Raw genomic sequence first — 24,875 nt, forward strand, 5'->3', positions numbered from 1 at the left:
CGCGCGCGAGCGATTCCGACGGGATCGGCGGCCGTTTTGCCTTATATATCAATAAGTGTATACTATATTTGTCAACGCCGAGTGCAACAATTGCCACACATGTGACGCTGTTACATCCTTATATGACCTATATTTACTTGGATATTCGACGCTCGACTGAATACCTCCTTCATAATTTTCGAATCTCAACTCCAATCTTTATGTACGTCCGGATCAGGCTGTCTGGCGTCGAGATGTACCAGAACGACACGGAATTCACGGCACTGCTGAACAGTTGTGGATCGAGTGGGGTGGAACAGTGACGCTCTTACAAGTCGACCCGGCGGTCCTGGCGGAGGGCATAAACATGATGTGGGTGCTGGTGGTCACCTTCCTCATCTTCTTCATGCACGCCGGCTTCGCGATGCTGGAGGCCGGGCAGGTGCGCTCGAAGAACGTCGCCAACCAGCTGACGAAGAACCTCCTGACGTGGAGCGTCGGCGTGACGGCGTTCTTCCTCGTCGGCGCGGGCGTCTCCTCGCTCGCCGGTGGGCTCACCGGCGGCGGGGGATACTCCATCGCCGAGTCGTTCGGCGTATTGACGACCGAGAACACCGCCGACTGGGTCGGCTGGCTCTTCGGCGCCGTCTTCGCGATGACGGCGGCGACCATCGTCTCCGGCGCCGTCGCCGGACGCATGAAGCTGCGCGCGTACGTGAGCTACACGATCCTGCTGGCGGCGGTCATCTACCCGGTCGTCACCGGTCTGACGTGGGGCGGCGGCTTCCTGTTCAACTTCGGCTTCACCGACTTCGCGGGCGGGATGATCGTCCACGGCATGGGCGGCATCGCCGGCCTGACGGCCGCGTACATGGTCGGTCCCCGTCTCGGCCGCTACAACGAGGACGGGTCGTCCAACGTCATCCCCGGCCACTCGCTGACGTTCGCGGTGCTGGGCACGCTCGTGCTCGCGTTCGGCTGGTACGGCTTCAACGTCGGCACCGCCGCCTCGGTGTTCGCCGTCGAGAACGGCGAACTCACGCTCGGGGCGTTCTCCTACGTCGGCCGCGTCGCGCTGACGACGACGCTCGGCATGGCCGCCGGCGCCATCGGCGCGGGCGCGCTGTCGCTGCTCAAGACCGGGAAGGTCGACACCCTGTACGTCGCCAACGGGCTCCTGGCGGGACTCGTCGGCGTCACCTCGAACACCGACTTGATCGTCTGGCCCGGTGCTATCGTCATCGGCCTCCTCGCCGGTGCGCAGCTCCCGATCGTCTTCGAGTTCGTCGAGAAACGCCTGAAGATCGACGACGTCTGTGCGGTGTTCCCCGTCCACGGCTCCGCCGGGGTGCTCGGTGCGCTGCTGTTGCCGTTCTTCACAGTCAACGGCTTCAGCGTCGGGCTGCTCGTCTCGCAGATCGTCGGCGTCGTCGTCATCGCCGCCTGGACCATCGCCGCCACCGCCGTGGTGTTCGGCGTCATCAAGGCGCTGGGCGAGATCCGCGTCGACCGCGACCACGAGCTCGAGGGGCTCGACTCCTCCGAGCACGGCGTCGACACCTACCCCGAGTTCGGCAGTCCGGACACGGCCGTGACTGACGGCGGCACCGACGACGAGAACGGCATCATCCGCGCCGACGGCGGCGAGGCGAACGACGGCGGTATCAAGCTGGTGACCGGCTTCATCCGCCCGGACAAGCTCTCGGCGGTCAAGACCGGTCTCGCGGAGATAGGCGCGCCGTCGCTGACGGTGACCAACGTCTCCGGCCGCGGCAGCCAGCCCGCCAAGAAGGGCCAGTGGCGCGGCGAGGAGTACACGGTCGATCTCCACCAGAAGGTGAAGATCGAGTGCGTCGTCGCGGACATCCCCGCGGGCGACGTCGCCGAGGCGATCAGCGAGGCCGCACAGACCGGCGAGAAGGGCGACGGCAAGGTGTTCGTCCTCCCCGTCGAGAACGCCTACCAGATCCGGACCGGAGAGGTGGGACGCAGCGCCGTCTGATCGCCGCCTCGCGGCACCGCTCGGCCGCCGTTCCGAGCGATCGACGCACAGACACACCACTGCAACCGGACGCCCACTTCGCACGCGGCGCGGACGCGGCCGCCGGGGGCACGCGACGGAGGACCCCACTGGTACTGGTGCTCACCTCCTCGCGCCCGCCACCGTGCCACGTTCCGTGTCACCGCCCCCGCGGCCGCCGCAGCCGCCTGCCGGGTGACGCGTCCGGCCACGCCCGCGACGGTCCGCCAGCCCGTCGCGGGTCGTCACCCGATCCTGTCGAACACACGACGCCGATAGCGGCGGCGCCCGCCGCGACCCAGTAACTACTTTCGGGGTCACACTCGAAGGGCGGCATATGAACCACGACCGCTCGCGGGAGCTGTACGACCGCGCGCTCTCGGTGCTCGCCGGCGGAGTGAACTCCTCGGTCCGCGCGACGCGACCGTACCCGTTCGTGATCGAACGCGGTGACGGCGCGCACGTGATCGACGCCGACGGGAACCGCTACCTCGACTACGTGATGGGGTACGGCCCGCTGTTATACGGCCACGACGCCCCCGACCAGGTGCAGTCGGCGATCCAGCGCCACGCCAGCCAGGGGCCGATGTACGGCGGGCCGACGGAGATCGAGATCGACCACGCCGAGTTCGTCGCGCGCCACGTCCCCAGCGTCGAGATGCTCCGGTTCGTCAACTCCGGAACGGAGGCGACTGTCTCGGCCGTTCGCCTCGCGCGGGGGTACACCGGCCGCGACAAGATCGTCGTCATGCAGGGCGGCTACCACGGCGCCCAGGAGTCGACGCTCGTCGAGGCCGGCGACGACCCGTACCACACCCACCCCTCCTCGCCGGGGATCCCCGACGAGTTCGCCGAGCACACGATCGCCGTCCCGTTCAACGACGAGGCGGCGATCCGCGAGGTCTTCGAGGAGCGCGGCGACGAGATCGCGGCGGTGCTGACCGAGCCGATCCTCGCGAACTACGGCATCGTCATGCCCGTCGACGGCTACCACAGGACGCTTCGGGACCTCTGTGACGACCACGGCTCGCTGTTGGTCTTCGACGAGGTGATCACCGGCTTCCGCGTCGGCGGCCTCCAATGTGCCCAAGGGAAATTCGGCGTCACGCCCGACCTCACCACCTTCGGGAAGATCATCGGCGGCGGCTTCCCGGTCGGCGCGATCGGCGGCCCCGCGGAGATACTCGAGCACTTCACGCCCAGCGGGGAGGTGTTCCAGTCGGGGACCTTCTCGGGCCACCCGGTCACGATGGCCGCCGGGCACGAGTACCTCCGCTACGCCGCCGAAAACGACGTGTACGACCACGTGAACGACCTCGGGGATCAGCTCCGGTCCGGGATCCAAGACATCTGCGAGGACCAAGCACCCGAGTACACCGTCGTCGGCAGCGACTCGATGTTCAAGACGGTGTTCACCCGCGATGCGCCAGAGACGTTCGAGAATCACTGCGGGGGCGGCTGTCGCCAACGCGAGTCGTGCCCGCGCTACGAGATCTGCCCGAAGACCGGCGCCGACACCGCGGCGGCCGCCACCGAGCGCTGGGAGCGCGTGTTCTGGCAGGAGATGAAAGACCGGGGGGTCTGGCTCACCGCCAATCAGTTCGAGTCGCAGTTCGTCTCGTACGCCCACACCGAGGAGGACATCGAGGAGACGCTGGAAGCGTACAAGGACGCGCTGTAAGGCGCGGGAGCGCCTCACCCGAGCAGCTTCTCGCGGACCGTCCCGACCAGCCGCGTGATGTACCCGCGCTGAGAGCGGCGCTCGGGGACCTCGTCCCACAGGGCGAACGCCGACACCACGTCGGCCTCGCGGCTCGCGACCGCCGCCTCGCGCTCGGGCGCGACGACGCCGAGGTTGATCTCGTAGTGGCCGAAGTAGCCGTACTTCAGGAGCTGTCGCTCGCGGAAGTCGACGACGAACTCCCGCACCTCATCGGTGAGTTCCGGAACGATGACGACGAACGAGAGGTCCGTCCCGTAGTGTTCCTCGTCGCCCTCGACGCGCTCGTCGGCGAGGGCGTGGCCCAGCTGGACGATCCGCTTCAGTTCGTCGACCGTCACCGACGACTGGCGCCTGGCGAACAGGTGTTCGTCGCTGTGGTGGTCCGCGTAACCGAGCGACGGGTGGAAGAACTGCTTTTGCGACTCGATCCGCATCAGTCCGTAGAGATCGAAGCGTTCCCCGCGAACGCGGTAGTCGCGTTCGAGGTCGTAGTTGAACATGAGCCGGTCGCTCACGCGGTCGAGGTACGTGTCGTCCCACGTGGGGACGTCATCGTAGGCGGCGCCGTCGAGGATCCGCCCCTGCTCGTCCGTCCGCAGCTCCTCGCCCTCGGCGACGGCCGCGTCGTTGGCCGTCTCCGGGTCGACGCCGCCGCCGGATCCGTCGGGCTCGATACGGGGCGTCCCGTCTTCCTCGCCGTCCCCACCCATACTCACACCTCCGATTCGTACGGGTGGACGTCGTCGACCGCGGGCGCGCCGACCGCCAACAGCGTCACCGGATCGTCGGCGTCGGCGGGGTTGTGCGCACGCTGGGGGCTGTCCGGCTCGACGGCGAACAGCGATCCCTCCGGAACCTCGAACGTCTCCTCGGGCGTTTCGACGTGGAGCGTCCCCGCGATCACGTAGAACAGCTCCTCTTGATCGTCGTGGTAGTGATACGCCAGGGGGACGTCCTCGCCGGGCTCCGCGCGGAACCAGTTGGCGGCCATCCGCTCGAATCCCGCCGCCTCGCTCACGCGGCGAAGCTCGCACGGCCGGTCGGGAACGGCCGCCAGTCCGTCGGGATCGATGACGTGGTAACCCATACCTCGCGGGAGGCTCACGGGGATGAAAAGCCCGTCGTCCGACGGCGGCGCCGCGGACGCCGCCGGAGCCGAGGATTTATCAGCGTCGTGCACGACGTTGTGATCAATTATCATGGGATCCGGTGATCGCGAGGCGTGCGGTCGGTGTTCGATGACGACCGTCGTGGACGCGACCGAGGACGGCGAGGGCGTCGCCGACCGCGACCCCTTCGGCGACGAACGGATCGAGCTCGACGACGACGAGCTTCGGCGGACGTCGCCGAGCGCGTGGCTCACCGGCGTCGTCTCGGCGCTCGACGAGATGGGAACGCGGCTCACGTACGGCCGGCGGTGAGCCGGGCCGATGGCGGCGCGAGCCGACGGACGCGCGCCGACAGGGGGACCCTTATACCGCTCCAGAACGTACGCGGCTGCTAATCGCATGGAAGAGAGCATCTCCGGCTTCAAGCTGCGCGGAGAGTGGGGGGACGCAGTCGAGCACGGCGAACGCATCACCAACGCGCTCCGGGACGCGGATGCCTCCGAGGAGTATCCTGAGGCGTTCACGGCGTGGGACGAGTGGCGACCCAAGGCCCACGAGCGCCTCGGCGAGGACGTGAACGAGAAGACCGCCGATCAGGCGAGCGTCGCCGAAGGGAAAGGCGAGCAAGAAGGGAAAAGCCCGGAGGAAGACCTTCAGACCGCCGGTGAGAAACTCTCCGAGTCGTATGATCGCGTCGAGGACGGCGACAACGGCGGCGCACTCGACTCGTGGAAGGACTCCATCGACCACGTCGCGCGCGCGGCCGACTCGGCTGGACGTAAGGCCGTGCGGAAGCTCGAGAACACGGTGTACCAGCGCGTGATGACCCAGATCGCGCCGTACTACTTCGACAACGAGCTCGTCTCCGCGAACATCCAGAAGTCCACGCGCGGCGAGGGCGGCCCGGAGTTCATCTTCGAGGTGAACGTCAACGACGACCAGTTGAAGTCCGCGGTGTCCGACCGGCTGTCGTCGTACGAGGACGACATCGACCGCTGGCACGTCGACACCCCGAAGGTCGTCGAGGCGTCCGAGGCCGCGGAGGGCGCTGAGGCGCCCGTCGAGACGGTCGAGGACGGAACCGACGGGGAGTCGAATCCGACGACCAACTGAGGGCGCTCCGTCGCCCGATCCTGTGAGCGCGCTCACTCGACCGACGCTTTCAGTTCCACGCGGTAGCCGAACGGGTCGCGGACGTACACCGCGGGCGCCTCGCCGGTCGCGCCGAGCGGACTCGCGAGCTCCTGTTCCACCTCGACTCCCGCGTCGGCGAGGTGCTCGGTCACCGTCTCGATCCCCTCGTCGACGACGAGCGCGACGTGGTCGTAGTTCGTCGCCTCGGGAGGGTCGAACGCGTCAGTCGGCCACAGGTGGATCACGTGCTCGGGGGCGAGTCGTACGTCGAAGAACGGCTTGTCGCCGGCCTCGAAACGGTCGACACCCTCCAGTTCGAACCCGAGCGCGTCGCCGTAGAACGCGCGGGCGTCCGCCAGCCCGTCGGCGGGGATGCGGAGGTTGACGTGATCGATGGTGCGAACGTTCACAAGAGAGACACGCGGGCGGGAGACAAGAACCATTACGGCCCCTCTCCCATGCCCAGGCATGACACCGCTCGAGGTCGACGCCGGCGAACTCACCGCCGAGGAGATCATCGACGCCATCCGGGGAGGGCGGCGCGTCGTCGTTACCGCGGACCTGTTCGGGAGCGAGCAGACGCTCACCCTCCGCCACGACGGCGAGACGTTCTACTGCGACACGCCGACGCGCCTGCACAAACACGACGACGAGGCCGGGATGCTCACCTGCATCGAGAAGATGGGCTACGCGAAGGGGGACGACGACTGAAGCGATGCCGGCGCGGGTCGATACCGGCGACCGAGGTCGTCGACCGAGCGCGCTGACGGCGGCCGACGGACCCGCGGTGTCGCCGCGACCGCCGGGGTTTATTCGCGCCGCGGCCGTCGGGTGACTCGACATGAGCGACGCGCCGGACATGGAGGATCTCATCGACACGAACGACCCCAGCTTCGGCCACGTGATGGCGTGTGTCTTCGGTATCCAGAAGCACGAGAGCCGGACGTACCTCCACCTGCTCGACAATCCCGGGAGCACCGTCGAGGAGCTCGCCGGCGTGCTGGAGCGCGACCGCTCGAACGTGAACCGCTCGCTCACGACGCTGCTGGAGAAGGGGCTGGTGGAACGCGAGCGGCGGCTGCTCGATCCCGGGGGCTACGTGTACCAGTACACCGCGACGCCGCTGCCCGAGGCGAAGGAACTGCTCCACGAGGCGCTCGACGAGTGGGCCGAGACCGTCCACGGCGTCATCGAGACGTTCGACGAGCAGCGCGACGCGGACGACGAGTAAGCGGCGACTGTTGACCGCACCCCATCGCGGTCTCGCTCCGTTCACGGGTCGCTTACGCCCCCTGTTCGCGTCTCCGAGGCCTCGCTTCGCTCACGGCTCACTTCGTTCGTGCCTCGCTCGACCTCGTTTTTGCGCGGAGCGGCACAGGACCGCTCCGCCGTCTGTCGAGGCCTCCCGCCGGTCGGCCTCGCTGGCACTACCCGCCACGAACGGCCGACTTTTAGCCCGCGAGGTCGACGCCTACCCATGAGCCTCTCTCTGGACGCGCCGACACAGGACGCCCCGTCCGTCGCCGACGACGGCGTCTGGCTGGAGTGCATCGCCTGCGGCGGACAGTTCGCCCCGTTCGACGACGTCCGATTCACCTGCGACGACTGCGACGGCCTCCTCGAGGTCCGCTACGCCGACCCGCCGACCTGGGACGACTTCTCCGGCGAGGGTGTCTGGCGGTATTCAGCCGGTCTCCCCTTCGAGGAGAGCGAGGCGCGGAGCGCCTCGGACGGAGCCGCCGGAGGCGGCGGAGCGTGGTACTCGCTGCCCGAGGGCCACACGCCGCTGCACGAGGTCCCCCGCCTGCGCGAGGATCTGGGCGTGAACCGCCTCCGCGTGAAACACGAGGGGATGAACCCGACGGGCTCGTTCAAGGACCGCGGGATGACCGTCGGCGTCCGGGTCGCCGAGGAGCTGGGCGTCGACCGCCTCGCGTGTGCCTCGACTGGCAACACCTCCGCGGCGCTGGCGGCCTACGGCGCCCGCGCGGGGCTGGAGACGCTCGTATTGCTCCCGGCGGGGAAGGTCGCCGCCGGCAAGGTCGCGCAGGCGAGCCTCCACGGCGCGCGCATCCTCGAAGTCGACGGCAACTTCGACGCCTGTCTCGACATCGTGCAGGACCTCGCGAACGAGGGCGAGGTGTACCTCCTCAACTCGCTGAATCCCTTCCGGCTGGAGGGACAGAAGACGATCGGTTTCGAGATCCTCGAGGAGTTCCGCGACGACTACGGTCGCTTCCCCGACCGGATCGTCCTCCCCGTCGGCAACGCGGGCAACACCTCCGCGCTGTTCAAGGCGTTCCGCGAACTCGTCGCCGCCGGCGCGATGGACGCCGACGAGGTGCCGAAGCTGACGGGCGTGCAGGCCGCCGGCGCCGCGCCGATGGTCGAGGCCATCGAGAACGGCGCCGACGAGGTCCGCCGCTGGGAGTCCGTGGAGACGATCGCGACCGCCATCCGCATCGGCAACCCGGTGAACGCCCCGAAGGCGCTGCCGGGGATCCGGGAGACCGGCGGCACCGCCGTCGCCGTCGACGACGAGGCGATCACCGAGGCCCAGCGCGACCTCGCTCACGAAGGTGTCGGCGTCGAACCCGCCTCCGCGGCTTCGGTCGCCGGCCTCCGGAAGCTCCGCGAGCAGGGCGTTGTCGACGCCGACGAGGACGTGGTCTGTCTCACGACCGGGCACCTGCTGAAGGATCCCGACGCCGCCTACGAGGCCGGCGGCGACCCCGAGCCCGTGGCGAACTCCACAGACGCGGTGCTGAAGCACATCGGCGCGGAGTAAGGGAGTACGGTGCGGCGAAGGGGAGTCGAAACGAGCGCAAGTTCGGAGTGAGGGCGCGGCGCCGGCGAACGGCGCCCGTCACCTGTCCGTCCGACGAAGCTTTTTCTGGGTTCGCGCGGTACTGTGTGACATGGGGGATGAGCGTGCGGACCGCGGCAGCAGCGGCGTCAGCGAGGACGCCCGTGACGGCGAGCGCCCGCGTTCGATGGTCGTAACGGAGCTGCGACGGGAGAACCAGCGACTCCGCGAGCGCGTGGCCGAGCAGCAACGCGAGCGCGAGCGGATCGTCGACCACTACGAGACGCTGCTCGACGCCGCGCACGAGAGCGACGGGACCGAGGGGAACGACGCACAGCGGTCGATAGTCGCGCGGCTGTTCGACAGGCTACGGAGAACGTGATCGGGAGAAGGCGGAGCGGGCAGCGTCGGCGTCGGCGACGGCGCGACAGCCGTCTCAGCGACCGTTCTCCGCGTCGTCGAGAACGATCCGGTTCACTGATATGATCCGGTCGTCCGAGAGCAGGCGATCGACGGCGTCGTCGGGGAGGCGCTCGTCGAGGTTGTACACCGTCAGCGCCTCGCCGCCGATCGTCTCGCGGGCGTTGAACATCCCGGCGATGTTGACGCCGGCGTCGCCCAGCACGGTCCCGATGAGGCCGATAACGCCCGGCTCGTCGCGGTTGCGCGCGACGAGCATGTGGCCGTACGGGCGCGCGTCGACGCGGTAGCCGTCGATGCGGACGATACGGGGGTCGTCGCCCGCGAAGAGGGTGCCGCAGACGGACAGCTCGGTGTCGCCGTCCTTCACGGTCACCGTGACGAGGCTCTGGAAGTCCTCGGCCTGACGGGTCTTGCTCTCGGTCACCTCGATGCCGCGGTCCTCGGCGAGCTGCGGGGCGTTGACCGCGTTCACCTCGTACTCCAGCGGCGAGAACACCCCCTTCAGCGCGCTGGCGGTGACGAGGTCGACCTTCTCGCCGGCGATATCGCCCTCGTAGTGGACCTCGACGCCGGAGATGCGCTCGCCCAGCAGCTGGGCGGCGATCCGCCCGGCGGTGTCGGCCACGTCGAGGTACGGCTCGATGCGCGGGAACGCCGACTCGTCCACCGAGGGGGCGTTGAGCGCGTTGATGACCGGCTCGTCCGCGAACGCCGCCAGCACCTGCTTGGCGGTGTCGACGGCGACGTTCTCCTGGGCGGCCTCCGTGCTCGCGCCGAGGTGGGGCGTGACGATCACGTCGTCCACGTCGAGCAGCGGCGAGTCCTCGGGAAGCGGCTCCTCGGCGAACACGTCCAGCGCCGCGCCGGGGACCGGACCGTTCTCGATGGCCTCGGCGAGCGCGGGCTCGTCGACGATGCCGCCGCGCGCGCAGTTGATCAGGTAGGCGTCGCCCATCGCCTCCAACTCCTCGGCGCCGATCATCCCCTCCGTCTCGGGGAGCAGCGGCGTGTGGATCGTGACGAAGTCCGAACGGGCGAGGCAGTCGGTCAGGTCGTCGACGAGTTCGGCGCCGAACTGCGCGGCGCGTTCCTCGTTGATGTACGGGTCGTAGACGACCAGATCCATGCCCAGCGAGTCGAGCCGCTTGGCGACCTCCTGGCCGACGCGGCCGAGCCCGACGACGCCGAGCGTCTTGTTGTTCACCTCGCGCCCGAGGTAGTCGCCCTTGGCCCACTCGCCGTCCTTGAGGCGGCCGTGCGCCTGCGGGATGGAGCGGGCGGCCGCGAACGTCATCGCGACGGTGTGCTCGGCGGCCGCGCGGACGTTCCCCTCGGGAGCGTTCGCGACGACGACGCCGTGGTCGGTCGCCGCCTCGATGTCGATGTTGTCGACGCCGATGCCGGCGCGCCCGACGATGACGAGTTCGGATGCCGCCTCGAACACCTCGGCGGTCACTTCGGTTCCGGACCGGACGATCAGGGCGTTCGCGTCCGCGACGGCGTCGAGGAGGTCCTGCCCCTCGAGTTCGTAGCCCGTGACGACCTCGTGGCCGGCGTCTCGGAGCGTCTCGATCCCCGCGTCCGCGATGGGGTCCGTGACGAGTACCTTCATGCGCGACCGGAGTTTCGGCGCGAGGTAAAGGCTTTCCACCTCGGCGGAACTCGCCCGGCGATGTGATCCACACATCTGAATATACTACCCCTCATTTCGAGTGGAAACTCCACGTATATGGGATATTTATCCGACAGGCGGGTCGTCGCGAACCTGCGCGAACCACAGGAGTTGAAGCCGCGGCTCTCCAATGGACGCGCATGACTCGACTCGTGGCGTTCGACTTCGACGGGACGCTCTCGGACTCGGAGATGACGGTGCTGCTCGGCGAGCGGTGCGGCGTGGCCGAGGAGATGGCCGACATCACCGAGCGCGCGATGAACGACGAACTCAGCTACGCGGAGAGCCTGCGCAAGCGCGCTGCGCTGCTGGAACACCTCGAAGAGGAGGACGCGGCGGCGGCCTACGGCGAGGTCGAACTCCGGGAGGGCGCCGCGGACGTGATCGCGCGCCTGCGCGAGCGCGGCCACTACGTCGCCATCTTCACCGGCGGCTTCGAGCGCGGCGTCGCCGCCGCGCTGGAGAAGGCCGGCGCGGAGGTCGACGAGATCGTCGCCAACCGCCTGCCGATCGAGGGCGGCCGCCTCACCGGCGGGGTCGAGGGGCCGCTCGTCGAGGGGACGAAGGACGAGCAGTTGGAGCGCGTCGCCGACGAGCAGGGCGTCCCGATGAGTCGGACCGTCGCGGTCGGCGACGGCGCCAACGACCTCCCGATGCTGGAGGTGGCGGGGCTGGCGGTCGGCTACGAGCCCAAGCCCGCGGTCGAGCCGTCCTGCGACGTGGTGGTCAACTCGATGTACGAGTTGGCGGACCTGTTCGAGGACGAGGGGGTCCTCGTCCCCGACGTGCAAAACGAGCGGTGAGGTGAGCACCGGGGCGGCGCCGGTCGTCCCATTTTAGCCCCCGCCCCGCCAACTGCCGTCAATGAGCCAGCCAGCCGAGGTCGACGACGACGACCTCCGCTACGCCGACCCGGACAACCCCTATCTGACTGAGCCGGACACCGAGTTCGCGCCGGTCGAGGGGCTCGACGCCGACGCGGCGGCGGCCGAGGCCGACCTGTTGCGCGCGGCGCTGCGCGAACACGACCACCGCTACTACGCCCGAAACGATCCGCTGATCGCCGATCGTACCTACGACGCGCTGTTCGCCCGCCTGGCGGAACTGGAGGAGGCCTTCGACCTCGACACCACCGATTCTCCCACGCGCCGCGTCGGCGGCGGCACTCTGGACGAACTCGGGGAGGTGGAGCACGCCGCGCCGATGCTCTCGATCGACCAGTCGGGCGACGCTGAGGACGTGCGCGAGTTCGACGAGCGCGTGCGCCGTACGCTGGGCGAGGGCGCCGAGGTGACCTACTCCTGCGAACCGAAGTTCGACGGCCTCTCCGTCGAGGTGGTGTACGAGGACGGCCGCTACGTGCAGGCGGCCACGCGGGGCGACGGCCGCGTCGGCGACGACGTGACCGAACAGGTGCGGGCGATCCGCTCGGTCCCGGAGCGCCTCGCGGGCGACCCGCCCGAGACGCTGGCCGTGCGCGGGGAGGTGTTCATCCCCCGCGACGCCTTTCAGGAACACAACCGCGAGCGCGTCGAGGCGGGGAAGGAGCCGTTCGCGAACCCCCGCAACGCCGCCGCCGGCACCCTCCGCCAGCTCGACATCGACGCCGTCGCCGACCGGCCCCTCGACTGTTTCTTCTACGACGTGCTCGGGTGGGAGCCGGACGGCGACGCCGATCCGAACGCCCCGACCCGCCCCGACACCAACCTCGGGGAGCTCGACGCGCTGCGCTCGTTCGGCCTGCACGTGAACGACCGAGCCGAACTCGCGGCCGACATCGAGGCGGCGATCGACTACCGGGACCGTCTCGCCGAGGCGCGCGAGGACCTGAACTACGAGATCGACGGCGTCGTGATCAAGGTGAACGACCGCGCCGCCTGCGAGAAACTGGGGACCAAGTCCCGGAGCTATCGCTGGGCGTTCGCCTACAAGTTCCCCGCGCGCCACGAGGTGACGACCGTGGAGGACATCGTCGTGCAGGTCGGTCGGACCGGCCGCCTGACGCCCGTGGCGCTTCTCGACCCGGTGGACGTGGGCGGGGTGACGGTGTCGCGGGCGACGCTGCACAACCCCGACGAGATCGCGTCGCTGGGGGTGACCGTCGGCGACGAGGTGCGCGTGAAGCGCGCCGGCGACGTGATCCCACAGGTCGCCGAGGTCGTCGAGTCCCGCGGCGAGGCGCCCTACGAGTTCCCCGACGAGTGCCCGGTCTGCGGGACCGAGGTGGAGCGCGACGGGCCGCTCGCGTTCTGTCCGAACGGGCTCGCGTGTCCCGCACAGGCCGAGCAGGCGGTCGTCCACTACGCGAGCCGTGGGGGGCTCGACGTCGAGGGGCTCGGCGAGGAGTCCGTCGAGCAGCTCCGGGAGGCGGGGCTCGTCGAGACGCTCCCCGACCTCTACCGCCTGCCCGACCGCCGCGAGGAGCTGGCCGAGCTGGAGGGGTGGGGCGAGACGAGCGCGGACAACCTGATCCGCGAGGTCGCGGCCAGCACCGAGCCGGAGCTGGCGGAGTTCCTCGCCGCGCTCGGTATCCACGAGGTCGGAGCCGCGACCGCCCGCAACCTCGCGCGCCACTTCGGCACCTTCGAGGCCGTCCGGACCGCGAGCGAGGCGGAGTTGCAGGCGGTCGACGACATCGGCGAGACGGTCGCCCGAACCGTCCGCGACTTCTTCGAGGCCGAGCAGAACGCTCGTGTCATCGACGACCTCCTCCGGTTCGTCGACCCACAGTCCGACGACACCGAGACGGGCGACGCCCTCGACGGCCTGACGTTCGTGTTCACCGGGTCGCTCTCGACCGCGCGCAGCGAGGCGCAAGAGCTCGTGGAGGCGCACGGCGCGAACGCCACCGGCTCCGTCTCGGGGAACACCGACTACCTCGTCGTCGGCGAGAACCCGGGGACGAGCAAGCGCGAGGACGCCGAGGCGAACGACGTGAAGGAACTGGACGAGGAGGGGTTCGCCGACCGCCTCGCGGAGCACGGGATCGAGTGGCCGCCCGAGGACGAGGGCTGATCACCCGCGGTGGCGCGTGCCGGCGGGCCTCCGTTCACGCGAGCGGTGCGCGGTCGAATGGAATGAGACCGCGATAGCGAACGGCGAACGAAGTGAGCCGTGAGCGATGCGAGTGTGAACTCACGGGACCGAAGGTTCCGGGTAGTGCCCGCCGGACGCGCGCGAGGGATGAGCGAGGAGCGAACGGGGTGAGCGACGAGTGAATCGGCTGGGGAGGTTGTGGTCGCTGTGCGGTCGTGGCGGGTGGGACTGAAAGGGGGCGGCCGTCTCGGCGAACCCCAACACCGGAAGCACCGCAGGCGAACGGAGTGAGCCGAGGAGCGCAGCGCGTGTCGCGGGAGTCGAGACGGCCGGGGGCTTTCTCGGTCGTCGAGCCAGAACCCCCGATGCCGCCGGGAACCGAAGAAACGGAGAAATCGAAGGAGCAGACAGCTGATTAGTAGTTTACAGATCGGCGCCCTCGAACCGCCACAGCCCCAGCAGCGGCGGCACCAGCAGCCACGCGCCGAGCATCGCGAACGCCGCGATCTCCATCTGCGTCGCGTACTGCCCGGCAGCCTCGGTGCCAGCCTGCCCCGCGGCGAACAGGACGCCGTTGACGAACTCGCCGGCGACGATCTTGAACGACCCGGTGGGGTTCACCAGCCGGAAGACCTCCAGCAGCGACGACCCCGAGATCGGGAGCCAACTCGGGCCGCCGCCCGTGCCGAGGTACAGCCGCAGCGGGAACTGGATGGCGCCCCACAGCGGGACGAACAGGAAGTACAGCCCGACGGCGCCGCCGATGGCGAGCCGATTCGACGACACTGCCGCCGAGAAGCCGACGGCGATGGCGACGAACGCCGCCGACAGCAGCAGCGTCAGCAGGATGTAGCCGAGGAACGTGAACGGCCGCAGCGACAGCGGCCCGATCGCGGCCACGAGCCCCGGCAGTAGGAACCCGACCGAGACCGGCACCGCGATGGCGCCCGCGCGGCCGGCGACCTTGCCGAACACCACGTCCGCCCGCGAGTGCGGCAGCGCGAGCAGCAGCTTCAGCGACCCCGTCTCGCGCTCGCCGACGACCGCGTTGTACGAGACGACCAGCGCGATGAGCGGGATGAGCGTCGTGACGAGCGCGTCCCGGATGAACACCGACCCGAGCAGCGCGCTCGTCGAGAGCGTCTGGCCCTCGCCCGGACGGACGAGGTAGACGACCACCGACACGAGCAGGACGAAGAACGCCGTCAGCCCCAGCAGCCACCGCGAGCGCACCGCGTCCTGGAAGTCCTTGCGCGCGACGGCCTCCAGACTCATTCGGCTACCTCCGTATCGGCGGTAGTGGCGTCGCCGCCGGTCCCGGCGCCCGCGCCGTCGCCCTCCGCGTAGGTGAGGAACAGGTCCTCGAGGCTCGCTTCCTCCGTCGAGAAGTCCTTCACCGTGACGCCGGCGTCCTCCAGCGCGCCGATCACCTTCGTCTTCGCGTCGCTCTCACACGAGACGGTGACGGTACCGCCGTCGGTCGCCGCCGAGGAGACCCCGTCGAGCGCGCGAACGCCCTCCAGGTCCTCCTCGCTGGCGGCGTCGACGGTGACGACGAGCTGCTCCTCGCCGCCGACGGCCTCCCGGAGGCCCTCGATGGAGTCCTCCGCGACGAGTTCGCCCTCCCGCATGATGCCGACGCGGTCACAGACCGACTCCACTTGACCGAGGACGTGGCTGGAGAAGAACACCGTCGCCCCCCGCTCCGCCTCGTCGCGAACGATCTCGCGCATCTCCTTGGCGCCGGCGGGGTCCAGCCCCGAGGAGGGCTCGTCGAGGATGAGGATCTCGGGCTCGCCGACGAGCGCCATGCCGAGGACGAGCCGCTGGCGCATCCCCTTGGAGTAGCCGCCGGCGCGGCGGTCGGCCGCGTCGGCGATCCCGACACGCTCCAGCACGGCGTCCACGTCGCCGTCGAGTTCCTTGGAGCGCATGGCGAACTCGACGTGCTGGCGGCCGGTGAGCCGCTCGTACACGTCGTACCCCTCCGGGAGGACACCCGTCCGGCGGCGCACCGCCACCGACTCCGCCTGCGCGTCCCGCGAGAGCACCCGAACGCTGCCGCTCGTGGGGCGGACGAAGTCGAGCAGCATGTTGATCGTCGTCGACTTGCCCGCCCCGTTGGGGCCGAGGAAGCCGAACACTTCGCCCTCCTCGACCGTGAGGTCGAGGTCGCGGACGGCCGTTACGTCGCCGTACCGCTTCGTGACGCCGTCCAACTCGATGGCGGCCATATACCGCCCGCTTCCGCCGGTCTCCGCTTTAGGCTTTGGGAGTCCGTTCGCACCCGGCAGACGTTGCCGTAACTGTCGTGCATATCCGTTTGAGTGAATATTCCTGTAGTACATGACTGACGACGCCGACGCGCCGACGGGCGAGTGGGGCTCGCGGACGCGGGCGCTCCACACCGGCTGGACGGGCGACCCGGCGACCGGCGCTCGGGCGCCACCGATCTACCAGACGACCTCCTACTCGTTCCCCGACGCCGACACGGCCGCGGACCTGTACGCCCTCGAACGCGAGGGCGACGTGTACACGCGCATCTCCAACCCCACGACGCGGGTGCTGGAGAAGCGGCTCGCGGACCTGGAGGGTGGGGTCGACGCCGTCGCCACCGCCTCCGGAATGGCCGCCATCGACACGGTGACGAGCCTGCTCGCGCGCGCCGGCGACAACGTCGTCGCCAGCGCCGACATGTACGGCGGCACGAGCACCTATCTCGGACACATGGCTTCCCGGCGCGGCGTCGACCTGCGGACCGTCGAAACCACCGACTACGCGGCCTACGAGGACGCCATCGACGACGACACCGCGTTCGTCCACGTCGAGACGCTGGCGAACCCGTCGCTCGTCACGCCCGACTTCGAACGGATCGCCGAGATCGCTCACGAGCACGCGGTCCCGCTCGTCGTCGACAACACCTTCGGAACCCCCGTGCTGTGCAACCCGATCGACCACGGCGCCGACGTCGTGTGGAACTCCACCACCAAGTGGATCCACGGGGCGGGCACCACCGTCGGCGGCGTCCTCGTCGACGGCGGCACCTTCCCGTGGGACCACCCGGACGCCGATTACCCGGAACTGTCGGGGGAGAACCCCGCCTTCGACGTCGACTTCTCGGAACACTTCGGCGAGCGCGCGTTCACGCAGGTCGCGCGCCACCGCGGCGTCCGCACGCTCGGCAACCCGCAGTCCCCCTTCGACGCCTGGCAGACGCTCCAGGGTCTCTCGACGCTCCCCATCCGCATGGAGAAGCACTGCGAGAACGCCCGGATCGTCGCCGAGCATCTCCGTGACCACCCCGAGGTCGCGTGGGTCACCTACCCCGGATTCGAGGATCACCCCACTCACGAGTCCGCCGCAGAGTACCTCGACGACTTCGGCGGCATGGTCGTGTTCGGGCTGGAGGACGGCTTCGCCGCCGGGAAACGTCTGTGTGAGGAGGTGGAGCTGATCTCGTTCCTCGCGAACATCGGCGACGCGCGGTCGCTGCTCATCCACCCGGCGAGCACGACGCACGCACAGCTTTCCGAGGAGGAACAGAAGGCAGCCGGCGTGAGCCCGGATCTGCTGCGCCTGTCGGTCGGCATTGAGGACCCAGGGGACATCGTGGGCGACCTCGACCGCGCCATCGCGGAGGCGACGCGATGACCGCCGTTGAGTCGGTCGGCGAGTTCCAGTTCGAGTGCGGCGAGTCGGTGCCGGACCTGACGCTCGCGTACGAGACGTACGGCGAGTTCGACGGCGACAATGCGGTCCTCGTCTGCCACGCGCTCACCGGGAGCCAGCACGTCTCGAACGCGCCCCGCAGCGAGGACCACGACGCCGACGCGGTGGACGGGAGCGACGCGGGCGACGACGGCGACACGGGCGTCCAGACCGCTGGCCAGGCCCGCGCGTGGTGGGACGACGTGGTCGGCCCGGGGAAGGCCATCGACACGACCGAGTACTACGTCGTCTGCGTGAACGTCCCCGGCTCCTGTTACGGCTCCTCCGGCCCGCCGTCCGAGGGGCCGGATGGGGAACCGTGGGGCACCGACTTCCCGCCCGTCACCGTCGGCGACTGGACGCGCGCACAGCGCCGGCTCCTCGACCGTCTCGGCGTCGGCCGCCTGCACGCCGTCGTCGGCGGCAGCGTCGGCGGCATGAACGCGCTCGACTGGGCGAAACGCTTCCCCGACGACGTGCGCCGCGTGGCCGCGGTCGCCACGGCCGCGCGCCTCGACACGCAATGCCTCTCGCTGGACGCCATCGCGCGCCGCGCGATCACCACCGATCCGAACTGGAACGGCGGCGACTACTACGGCGCCGACCGACCGAACCCCGACGACGGCCTCGCGCAAGCCCGTCGGATCGGCCACATCATGTACCTCTCGAAGGCGTCGATGGGCCGGAAGTTCGGCCGCCGCACGGCCGGTCGCGGCGCCTTCGGCGACGCCCCAGCGGACCCGACGGATCGGTTCTTCCCGTACCGTGAGGTCGAGTCGTACCTCGATTACAACGCCGACTCGTTCACCGGGCGGTTCGACGCCAACAGCTACCTCTATCTCACGCGGGCGATGGACGAGTACGACCTCGCCGCCGACTACGGCTCCGACGCGGAGGCGCTGGCCGCCTTCGAGGGCGAACTGCTCGCGCTGTCGTTCACCGGCGACTGGCACTTCACCGTCGAGCAGTCGCGTGCGCTCGCGGACGCCGCCCGCGACGTGGACGTGCCGACGGCACACCACGTCGTCGAATCGGATCACGGCCACGACGCGTTCCTCGTCGAACCCGAGTCCGTGGGGCCGCCGCTGCGCGATTTCCTCGCCGACGGCGTCGACGGACGCGCCGTCCGCGATGAGGGAGACGAGCGCAACGATCGCGGTGGCTCGGGCGGCCACTCCGGCGGGCCCGACCGCGCGCCCGTCCACGCGAGCCTGTTCCCGGGGTAGCCGCACGGCTCGAACGGGTCGGTGACGTCACGGACGCCGGCGAATTTCCGTATCGGCGGCAGTGCTTAGCCGTCGGCCTCGGTACGACTGAGCGAGATGCCCGATGAAGACACCGACGACTACGGCTTCTGGACGCGCAGCGTGCACGAGGGCGCGGAACCCGACCCGGCGACGGGCGCGCGGGCCCCGCCGATCCACCAGACGACCTCCTACGTGTTCGACGACGCCGACCACGCGGCGCGGTTGTTCGCGCTGGAGGAGGAGGGGTACATCTACAGCCGGCTGCTTAATCCGACGGTGGCACGGCTGGGCGAGCGGCTCGCGTCGCTGGAGGGCGGCGTCGGCGCCGTGCCGACGAGTTCCGGGATGGCGTCGTTCGATCTCGCGACGTTCCTGCTCGCCTCCGCCGGCGACAACATCGTCTCGTCGTCGTCGCTGTACGGCGGCACGTACACCTACCTCACGCACACGGTGGAGCGTCGAGGGATCGAAACCAGATTCGTCGACACCCTCGACTACGACGCCTACGCGGAGGCGATCGACGGCGACACGGCGTTCGTCCACCTGGAGACGATCGGGAATCCGGCGCTCGTTACGCCCGATATCGAGCGGATCGCCGACATCGCCCACGAGCACGGCGTGCCGCTGTTCGTCGACAACACGTTCGCCACGCCGTATCTCTGCCGGCCGATCGAGCACGGCGCCGACCTCGTGTGGGAGTCGACGACCAAGTGGATCCACGGCTCCGGCTCGACGGTCGGCGGCGTGCTCGTCGACGGTGGTTCGTTCTCGTGGGGCGAACACGCCGATCGCTTCCCAGAACTGGGCGCCGACAATCCTGCCTACCACGGCGTCAACTTCGCCGAGCGTTTCGGCGACGCGGCGCTCACGTACGGAGCCATCGCTCGCGGCCTGCGGGACCTGGGGAGCGCGCAGTCGCCGTTCGACGCCTGGGCGACGATGCAGAAGCTGGAGTCGCTGCCGATGCGGATGGACCGCCACTGCGCGAACGCCCAGCACGTCGCCGAGCACCTCGCCGACCACCCGGCGGTCGAGTGGGTGACGTACCCGGGGCTCCCGGACCACGAGACGCACACCGAGGCGTCGGAATATCTCGACGGCGGCTACGGGGGGATGATCGCCTTCGGGCTGGCCGACGGCTACGAGGCAGCGCGCGGAACCGTGGAGAACACGGAGCTGGCGTCGCTGCTGGCGAACGTCGGCGACGCCAAGACGCTCGTCATCCACCCCGCGAGCACCACCCACCAGCAGCTCACCGAGGAGGAGCAACTGGCCGCAGGCGTCAGCGACGACATGGTCCGGCTCTCGGTCGGCGTGGAGGACCCCGAGGACATCGTGACCGACCTCGACCGGGCCATCGCCCAGGCGACGCGATAGCTGCGGCTCCGGAGGGGCTGACAGGCGGCCTGTGTGACCAGATCGACCGCAGTATTGCAGTGTCGATCGAGCCACCTCCGCGCGCCGACGGTCGGACCGCGCACCCGCCTCGCCGTCGGCGACAGTTCTCAGCGTCGCATCGCCGGTGCTGGTCCCGGCATCGGATTTGAACCCTCGCCCGCCGGGCGGGGCGTCGGCCGAACGCGCGCGACGTCTCCCCTACCGCGGCGGCAACGTTTTACTGCCGGTCGGTCGACGCATCGGGTATGAACTACCGAGAAGTCGAGGTCACCGGCGAGTACATGGCGAGTTTGGACAACGGCGCCGACTGGCGCGAGGAGATCGAGTCGCTCGCCGACGAGGTGGATACGGACGCGGCGTGGTTCAACGCCATGGGCGCCGTCCAGGACGCCGAGGTGTGGTTCTACGACCAGGAGGATCAGGAGTACCAGTCGGTGACGTTCGACGAGCCGCTTGAGGTCGCGGCCTGCGTCGGCAACATCGCGCTGCTGGAGGGCGACCGCTTCGCCCACACCCACGCGGTGCTGTCGCGCCGCAGCGGGCAGGCGCTGGCGGGCCACCTGAACGGGGGGACCGTGTTCGCGGGCGAGGTGTACCTCCGCGCGTTCGAGGAGCCGCTGGAGCGCGAACACGACGAGGTGACCGACCTCGACCTCTGGTTGTAGGCTGTGGAGGATCGGAGGCAGGCGGCACGCCGGTGATCCGCCGGCGACGACGAACCGCTTATCACCTTCCCCCGCACAGGAAGGTGACGTGCACCGACGACCCCGACACGCGGGCCGAGGCGACGCGTTCGTCGCCGCCGTGACGCCGGCTCCGGGGCCGTCACCGACGACGCGACCGCGGTGCGTCACGACCGTGGAGGCGATCGAGAAGACGGGCGGGCGATCGACGGAAGAGGCGAGCGAGGGGTCGACGGAGGCGACGACATGAGACCGGACGACGAGCGCTACTTCACACGGATCGAGGACAGGCTGGACGAGGCGTTCGAACGTGCCGAGGCCGCGAAGGCACAGGGAAAGGACCCCGAAACGGAGATCGAGATCCCCGTCGCCCGCGACATGGCCGACCGCGTCGAGAACATCCTCGGGATCCCGGGCGTCGCCGAGCGCGTCCGCGAACTGGAGGAGGAGTTCTCCCGCGAGGAGGCCGCCCTCGAACTCGTCACCGACTTCGTCGAGGGCACCGTCGGCGACTTCGACTCGCGGGCGGGCAAGATCGAGGGCGCCGTGCGGACCGCCGTCGCCCTGCTCACCGAGGGGGTCGTCGCCGCGCCCATCGAGGGGATCGACCGCGTCGAGATCCTCGAGAACGACGACGGCACCGAGTTCATCAACGTCTACTACGCCGGCCCGATCCGCTCTGCCGGCGGGACCGCGCAGGCGCTATCGGTGCTCGTGGGCGACTACGCCCGCGCGCTGCTCGGGATCGAGGAGTACCGCGCCCGCGACGACGAGGTCGAACGCTACGCCGAGGAGATCGGCCTCTACGACAAGGAGACGGGCCTTCAGTACACGCCGAAGGACAAGGAGACGAAGTTCATCGCCGAGCACATGCCGATCATGCTGGACGGGGAGGCCACCGGCGACGAGGAGGTCTCCGGGTTCCGCGACCTCGAACGGGTTGACACCAACAACGCCCGCGGCGGGATGTGTCTCGTCCTCGCGGAGGGGATCGCGCTCAAGGCGCCCAAGATCCAGCGCTACACCCGCCAGCTCGACGAGGTCGATTGGCCGTGGCTCCAGGACCTCATCGACGGCACCTACTACGACGACGCGGATGATGACGCGGCCGCCGCCGACGACACCGACGACGCAGCCGGCGACGATGTCGAGGGCGGTGAGGAGGGCGACAGCGGCAGCGACGGCGACGAGAACGCGGGCGACGGCGACGCAGACGATGGTGAGGACGGACCGGCCGGTCCGGTCCGCCCGGAGCCGTCCAAGAAGTTCCTGCGGGACCTGATCGCCGGGAGACCCGTCTTCGGCCATCCTTCCGAGTCGGGCGGGTTCCGACTCCGATACGGTCGGGCACGCAACCACGGCTTCGCGACCGCCGGCGTCCACCCGGCGACGATGCACATCGTCGACGACTTCCTCGCGACGGGCACCCAGATCAAGACCGAGCGCCCCGGAAAGGCCGGGGGCGTCGTCCCCGTCGACTCCATCGACGGGCCGACGGTCAGGCTGGCGAACGGCGACGTGCGCCGCATCGACGACCCGGCGGAGGCCAAGGAGGTCAGAAACGGCGTCGAGGAGGTGCTCGACCTGGGCGAGTATCTCGTCAACTTCGGCGAGTTCATCGAGAACAATCACCCGCTTGCGCCCGCCTCCTACGTCCGCGAGTGGTGGGAGCAGGACCTCGCCGAGGCGGGGGCGGACCTCCAAGCGCTGGAGGACGACCTCACCACGGACCTCGACGACCCCGACGCCGAGCAGGCGCTCGCGTGGGTCGACGAGTACGACGCGCCGCTGCACCCCGCCTACACCTACTGCTGGCACGACATCTCCGTCGCGGAGTACGACGCTGTCGCCGCCGCGGTCGCCGCCGGCGAGGTCACCGGCGACCTGCTCGTCGTCGAGAACACCGACACGGTGCGCCCCGCGCTGGAGACGCTGCTCGTCGAGCACACCCAGACCGAGGACGCCCTCCGGATCCCCGACTTCCGCCCGCTGCTCCGGCAGCTCGGGGTCACGGACGGCCTCCGGCGCGAGTGGGCGCGTTCGGACCTCTCCGAGAAGGCGCGCGAGTGGGACGGCGGCGACAACGCCATCCGTGCGGTCAACGAGGTGACGGACTTCGAGGTCCGCGAGCGCGCCCCCACGCGGATCGGCAACCGGATGGGTCGCCCGGAGAAGTCCGAGAGCCGCGACCTCTCGCCGGCGGTCCACACGCTCTTTCCGATCACTGAACTCGGGGGCAACCAGCGTTCCGTCGGCGAGGCCGCCCGAAATCGGACGGACAAGGGGAAGGGCGTCTACGACGTGCTGGTCGGCGAGCGGGAGTGCCCCGACTGCGGGGAACATACATTCAAGCCCGAGTGCCCCGACTGCGGCGCACACACCGAACCCTACTACGAGTGCGACGAGTGCGGGACGCTGTGTGAGCCGGACGAGTCCGGCCGCGTCGAGTGCCCGCGCTGCGAACGCGACGTGGAGAGCCCCGACTGGCACGAGATCGACCTCAACGAGGAGTACTGGTCGGCGCTGGAGCGGACCGACGAGCGCGAGGCGAGCTTCGAGATCCTGAAGGGCGTCAAGGGGCTGTCCTCCGCGGACAAGACGCCGGAGCCCATCGAGAAGGGGATCTTCCGCGCGAAACACGGCGTCACGTCGTTCAAGGACGGGACGGTCCGCTACGACATGACCGACCTCCCGGTCACGTCGGTCCGGCCGGAGGAACTGGACGTGACCGCCGACCACTTCCGCGAGCTCGGCTACGAGACCGATATCGACGGCGAGCCGCTCGTCCACGACGACCAGCTGATCGAGCTGAAGGTGCAGGACATCGTCCTCTCGAACGGCGCCGCCGAGCACATGATGAAGACCGCCGACTTCGTCGACGAACTCCTCACCGACTTCTACGATCTGGAACCGTTCTACGAGGTGAACGAGCGCGACGACCTCGTGGGCGAGTTGGTGTTCGGCATGGCGCCACACACGAGCGCGGCCGTGGTCGGTCGGGTCGTGGGGTTCACGAGCGCGGCCGTCGGCTATGCGCACCCGTATTTTCACGCGGCTAAACGCCGGAACTGTGACGGCGACGAGGACTGCGTCATGCTCCTCATGGACGGCCTGCTCAACTTCAGCAAGGCGTTCCTCCCGGACCAGCGCGGCGGGCAGATGGACGCGCCGCTAGTCATGTCCTCGCGGATCGACCCCTCGGAGATCGACGACGAGGCGCACAACATGGACATCGTGCGGCAGTACCCCCGCGAGTTCTACGAGGCGACCCTCGACATGGCGGACCCGGGCGAGGTCGAGGACCTGATCCAGATCGGCGAGGACACCCTCGGCACCGACGACGAGTACCGCGGCTTCGACCACACCCACGACACGACCGACATCGCGCTCGGGCCGGATCTGTCGGCGTACAAGACACTCGGGTCGATGATGGACAAGATGGACGCCCAGCTCGCGCTGGCCCGAAAGCTCCGTGCCGTCGACGAGACGGACGTGGCCGAGCGCGTTATCGAGTACCACTTCCTGCCGGACCTGATCGGGAACCTCCGGGCGTTCTCCAGACAGGAGACCAGATGTCTGGACTGCGGGGAGAAGTACCGCCGGATGCCGCTCACCGGCGACTGCCGCGAGTGCGGCGGCGACATGACGCTCACCGTCCACCGCGGCTCCGTGAACAAGTACATGGACGTGGCGCTGCGGGTCGCCAAGGAGTTCGGCTGCCGCGAGTACACCATCCAGCGGCTGGAGATCCTCGAACGCTCGCTGGAGTCGGTGTTCGAGAACGACAAGAACAAGCAGGGGAGCATTGCGGATTTCATGTGAGCTGGCGGTCGCGCCGTCTCCGTTCGCCCCGGTGCCGCGATCTCCCGGCGAAACGGGCGCGGATCCCGCGAATCGGCCGACCCACGGCGGTTTCGTGGATCCCGGGAACCGACGT

Annotated in this window: 22 protein-coding genes; 16 read left to right on the plus strand and 6 right to left on the minus strand. The window is 69.3% G+C overall.

The genetic code is table 11. The features are described 5' to 3' along the window. The first annotated feature begins 346 nt into the window (after nt 1-346). Nucleotides 347-1,981 carry an ammonium transporter gene (locus ABJD39_RS06845; protein WP_348613722.1) on the plus strand — a complete coding sequence of 545 codons (1,635 nt, stop codon included), beginning with the start codon at nt 347-349 and terminating at the stop codon, nt 1,979-1,981. A 355-nt stretch (nt 1,982-2,336) separates the two neighbouring features. After that, nucleotides 2,337-3,680: a glutamate-1-semialdehyde 2,1-aminomutase gene (gene hemL / locus ABJD39_RS06850; protein ID WP_348613356.1), complete on the plus strand. Its 1,344-nt coding sequence runs from the start codon at nt 2,337-2,339 to the stop codon at nt 3,678-3,680. 14 nt (nt 3,681-3,694) lie between these two features. Here the strand turns inward: hemL and ABJD39_RS06855 are convergent, their stop codons facing one another. Further along, nucleotides 3,695-4,432, minus strand: a complete 738-nt coding sequence (locus ABJD39_RS06855) for a hypothetical protein (protein ID WP_348613358.1) — start codon at nt 4,430-4,432, stop codon at nt 3,695-3,697. 2 nt (nt 4,433-4,434) lie between these two features. Then, complete coding sequence (locus tag ABJD39_RS06860) at nt 4,435-4,809, minus strand: cupin domain-containing protein (RefSeq protein ID WP_348613360.1); 375 nt, start codon at nt 4,807-4,809, stop codon at nt 4,435-4,437. Between the two features lie 112 nt (nt 4,810-4,921). Between ABJD39_RS06860 and ABJD39_RS06865 the strand changes: the two genes are divergently transcribed. Both ABJD39_RS06865 and ABJD39_RS06870 read left to right on the plus strand, forming a co-directional pair. Further along, nucleotides 4,922-5,143: a hypothetical protein gene (locus tag ABJD39_RS06865; RefSeq protein ID WP_348613361.1), complete on the plus strand. Its 222-nt coding sequence runs from the start codon at nt 4,922-4,924 to the stop codon at nt 5,141-5,143. A gap of 87 nt (nt 5,144-5,230) precedes the next feature. Then, the gene (locus tag ABJD39_RS06870) at nt 5,231-5,944 is read left to right on the plus strand and encodes a DUF5828 family protein (RefSeq protein ID WP_348613362.1); all 714 of its coding nucleotides are present in this window, start codon (nt 5,231-5,233) and stop codon (nt 5,942-5,944) included. A 32-nt stretch (nt 5,945-5,976) separates the two neighbouring features. Here the strand turns inward: ABJD39_RS06870 and ABJD39_RS06875 are convergent, their stop codons facing one another. After that, nucleotides 5,977-6,375, minus strand: a complete 399-nt coding sequence (locus ABJD39_RS06875; protein WP_348613363.1) for a VOC family protein — start codon at nt 6,373-6,375, stop codon at nt 5,977-5,979. A 58-nt stretch (nt 6,376-6,433) separates the two neighbouring features. Here ABJD39_RS06875 and ABJD39_RS06880 point away from each other — a divergent pair, with 58 nt between their 5' ends. The 4 genes from ABJD39_RS06880 to ABJD39_RS06895 all read left to right on the plus strand — a co-directional run bounded on the left by ABJD39_RS06880 (nt 6,434) and on the right by ABJD39_RS06895 (nt 9,153). Further along, complete coding sequence (locus tag ABJD39_RS06880) at nt 6,434-6,676, plus strand: hypothetical protein (RefSeq protein ID WP_348613364.1); 243 nt, start codon at nt 6,434-6,436, stop codon at nt 6,674-6,676. A gap of 130 nt (nt 6,677-6,806) precedes the next feature. After that, nucleotides 6,807-7,196, plus strand: a complete 390-nt coding sequence (locus tag ABJD39_RS06885; protein ID WP_348613365.1) for a helix-turn-helix domain-containing protein — start codon at nt 6,807-6,809, stop codon at nt 7,194-7,196. Between the two features lie 246 nt (nt 7,197-7,442). Further along, nucleotides 7,443-8,753: a threonine synthase gene (gene thrC / locus ABJD39_RS06890; RefSeq protein ID WP_348613367.1), complete on the plus strand. Its 1,311-nt coding sequence runs from the start codon at nt 7,443-7,445 to the stop codon at nt 8,751-8,753. A 130-nt stretch (nt 8,754-8,883) separates the two neighbouring features. Beyond that, complete coding sequence (locus tag ABJD39_RS06895; RefSeq protein WP_348613369.1) at nt 8,884-9,153, plus strand: hypothetical protein; 270 nt, start codon at nt 8,884-8,886, stop codon at nt 9,151-9,153. A gap of 54 nt (nt 9,154-9,207) precedes the next feature. Here ABJD39_RS06895 and serA read toward each other — a convergent pair whose 3' ends face one another. Beyond that, nucleotides 9,208-10,806, minus strand: coding sequence for a phosphoglycerate dehydrogenase (serA, locus tag ABJD39_RS06900; RefSeq protein ID WP_348613371.1), 1,599 nt, complete (start codon nt 10,804-10,806; stop codon nt 9,208-9,210). A 200-nt stretch (nt 10,807-11,006) separates the two neighbouring features. Here serA and serB point away from each other — a divergent pair, with 200 nt between their 5' ends. Beyond that, on the plus strand, nt 11,007-11,669 hold the full coding sequence (gene serB, locus ABJD39_RS06905) for a phosphoserine phosphatase SerB (protein ID WP_348613373.1): 663 nt from the start codon (nt 11,007-11,009) through the stop codon (nt 11,667-11,669). A 61-nt stretch (nt 11,670-11,730) separates the two neighbouring features. Next, nucleotides 11,731-13,881, plus strand: coding sequence for an NAD-dependent DNA ligase LigA (gene ligA, locus ABJD39_RS06910; RefSeq protein WP_348613375.1), 2,151 nt, complete (start codon nt 11,731-11,733; stop codon nt 13,879-13,881). Nucleotides 13,882-14,325: 444 nt separating this feature from the next. Here ligA and ABJD39_RS06915 read toward each other — a convergent pair whose 3' ends face one another. Both ABJD39_RS06915 and ABJD39_RS06920 read right to left on the minus strand, forming a co-directional pair. Next, nucleotides 14,326-15,177, minus strand: coding sequence for an ABC transporter permease subunit (locus ABJD39_RS06915; protein ID WP_348613377.1), 852 nt, complete (start codon nt 15,175-15,177; stop codon nt 14,326-14,328). Further along, the gene (locus ABJD39_RS06920; RefSeq protein ID WP_348613379.1) at nt 15,174-16,136 is read right to left on the minus strand and encodes an ABC transporter ATP-binding protein; all 963 of its coding nucleotides are present in this window, start codon (nt 16,134-16,136) and stop codon (nt 15,174-15,176) included. Before ABJD39_RS06920 ends, ABJD39_RS06915 begins: the two co-directional genes overlap by 4 nt. Before the next feature lie 112 nt (nt 16,137-16,248). Here ABJD39_RS06920 and ABJD39_RS06925 point away from each other — a divergent pair, with 112 nt between their 5' ends. The 6 genes from ABJD39_RS06925 (at nt 16,249) to ABJD39_RS06950 (ending at nt 24,760) form a co-directional block, all read left to right on the plus strand. Then, complete coding sequence (locus ABJD39_RS06925) at nt 16,249-17,553, plus strand: O-acetylhomoserine aminocarboxypropyltransferase/cysteine synthase family protein (protein WP_348613381.1); 1,305 nt, start codon at nt 16,249-16,251, stop codon at nt 17,551-17,553. Beyond that, nucleotides 17,550-18,836: a homoserine O-acetyltransferase MetX gene (gene metX / locus ABJD39_RS06930; protein WP_348613383.1), complete on the plus strand. Its 1,287-nt coding sequence runs from the start codon at nt 17,550-17,552 to the stop codon at nt 18,834-18,836. The genes ABJD39_RS06925 and metX overlap by 4 nt, the downstream gene beginning before the upstream one ends. A 96-nt stretch (nt 18,837-18,932) precedes the next feature. After that, the gene (locus tag ABJD39_RS06935; RefSeq protein WP_348613385.1) at nt 18,933-20,234 is read left to right on the plus strand and encodes an O-acetylhomoserine aminocarboxypropyltransferase/cysteine synthase family protein; all 1,302 of its coding nucleotides are present in this window, start codon (nt 18,933-18,935) and stop codon (nt 20,232-20,234) included. A gap of 266 nt (nt 20,235-20,500) precedes the next feature. Then, on the plus strand, nt 20,501-20,920 hold the full coding sequence (locus tag ABJD39_RS06940) for a PPC domain-containing DNA-binding protein (RefSeq protein ID WP_348613387.1): 420 nt from the start codon (nt 20,501-20,503) through the stop codon (nt 20,918-20,920). 88 nt (nt 20,921-21,008) lie between these two features. Beyond that, on the plus strand, nt 21,009-21,188 hold the full coding sequence (locus ABJD39_RS06945) for a hypothetical protein (RefSeq protein WP_348613389.1): 180 nt from the start codon (nt 21,009-21,011) through the stop codon (nt 21,186-21,188). Continuing rightward, nucleotides 21,185-24,760, plus strand: coding sequence for a DNA polymerase II large subunit (locus tag ABJD39_RS06950; RefSeq protein WP_348613391.1), 3,576 nt, complete (start codon nt 21,185-21,187; stop codon nt 24,758-24,760). The genes ABJD39_RS06945 and ABJD39_RS06950 overlap by 4 nt, the downstream gene beginning before the upstream one ends. Nucleotides 24,761-24,875 lie beyond the last annotated feature (115 nt).

The sequence above is a fragment of the Halobaculum rarum genome (assembly GCF_040025155.1).
Lineage (GTDB): Archaea > Halobacteriota > Halobacteria > Halobacteriales > Haloferacaceae > Halobaculum > Halobaculum rarum.

Excerpts from the sequence above, each read along its gene's own strand:
- ABJD39_RS06845 (WP_348613722.1), top strand. The coding sequence starts at position 347 with ATGATGTGGGTGCTGGTGGTCACCTTCCTCATCTTCTTCATGCACGCC.
- hemL (WP_348613356.1), top strand. The coding sequence starts at position 2,337 with ATGAACCACGACCGCTCGCGGGAGCTGTACGACCGCGCGCTCTCGGTG.
- ABJD39_RS06855 (WP_348613358.1), bottom strand. The coding sequence starts at position 4,432 with ATGGGTGGGGACGGCGAGGAAGACGGGACGCCCCGTATCGAGCCCGAC.
- ABJD39_RS06860 (WP_348613360.1), bottom strand. The coding sequence starts at position 4,809 with ATGGGTTACCACGTCATCGATCCCGACGGACTGGCGGCCGTTCCCGAC.
- ABJD39_RS06865 (WP_348613361.1), top strand. The coding sequence starts at position 4,922 with ATGGGATCCGGTGATCGCGAGGCGTGCGGTCGGTGTTCGATGACGACC.
- ABJD39_RS06870 (WP_348613362.1), top strand. The coding sequence starts at position 5,231 with ATGGAAGAGAGCATCTCCGGCTTCAAGCTGCGCGGAGAGTGGGGGGAC.
- ABJD39_RS06880 (WP_348613364.1), top strand. The coding sequence starts at position 6,434 with ATGACACCGCTCGAGGTCGACGCCGGCGAACTCACCGCCGAGGAGATC.
- ABJD39_RS06885 (WP_348613365.1), top strand. The coding sequence starts at position 6,807 with ATGAGCGACGCGCCGGACATGGAGGATCTCATCGACACGAACGACCCC.
- thrC (WP_348613367.1), top strand. The coding sequence starts at position 7,443 with ATGAGCCTCTCTCTGGACGCGCCGACACAGGACGCCCCGTCCGTCGCC.
- ABJD39_RS06895 (WP_348613369.1), top strand. The coding sequence starts at position 8,884 with ATGGGGGATGAGCGTGCGGACCGCGGCAGCAGCGGCGTCAGCGAGGAC.
- serA (WP_348613371.1), bottom strand. The coding sequence starts at position 10,806 with ATGAAGGTACTCGTCACGGACCCCATCGCGGACGCGGGGATCGAGACG.
- serB (WP_348613373.1), top strand. The coding sequence starts at position 11,007 with ATGACTCGACTCGTGGCGTTCGACTTCGACGGGACGCTCTCGGACTCG.
- ligA (WP_348613375.1), top strand. The coding sequence starts at position 11,731 with ATGAGCCAGCCAGCCGAGGTCGACGACGACGACCTCCGCTACGCCGAC.
- ABJD39_RS06915 (WP_348613377.1), bottom strand. The coding sequence starts at position 15,177 with ATGAGTCTGGAGGCCGTCGCGCGCAAGGACTTCCAGGACGCGGTGCGC.
- ABJD39_RS06920 (WP_348613379.1), bottom strand. The coding sequence starts at position 16,136 with ATGGCCGCCATCGAGTTGGACGGCGTCACGAAGCGGTACGGCGACGTA.
- ABJD39_RS06925 (WP_348613381.1), top strand. The coding sequence starts at position 16,249 with ATGACTGACGACGCCGACGCGCCGACGGGCGAGTGGGGCTCGCGGACG.
- metX (WP_348613383.1), top strand. The coding sequence starts at position 17,550 with ATGACCGCCGTTGAGTCGGTCGGCGAGTTCCAGTTCGAGTGCGGCGAG.
- ABJD39_RS06935 (WP_348613385.1), top strand. The coding sequence starts at position 18,933 with ATGCCCGATGAAGACACCGACGACTACGGCTTCTGGACGCGCAGCGTG.
- ABJD39_RS06940 (WP_348613387.1), top strand. The coding sequence starts at position 20,501 with ATGAACTACCGAGAAGTCGAGGTCACCGGCGAGTACATGGCGAGTTTG.
- ABJD39_RS06950 (WP_348613391.1), top strand. The coding sequence starts at position 21,185 with ATGAGACCGGACGACGAGCGCTACTTCACACGGATCGAGGACAGGCTG.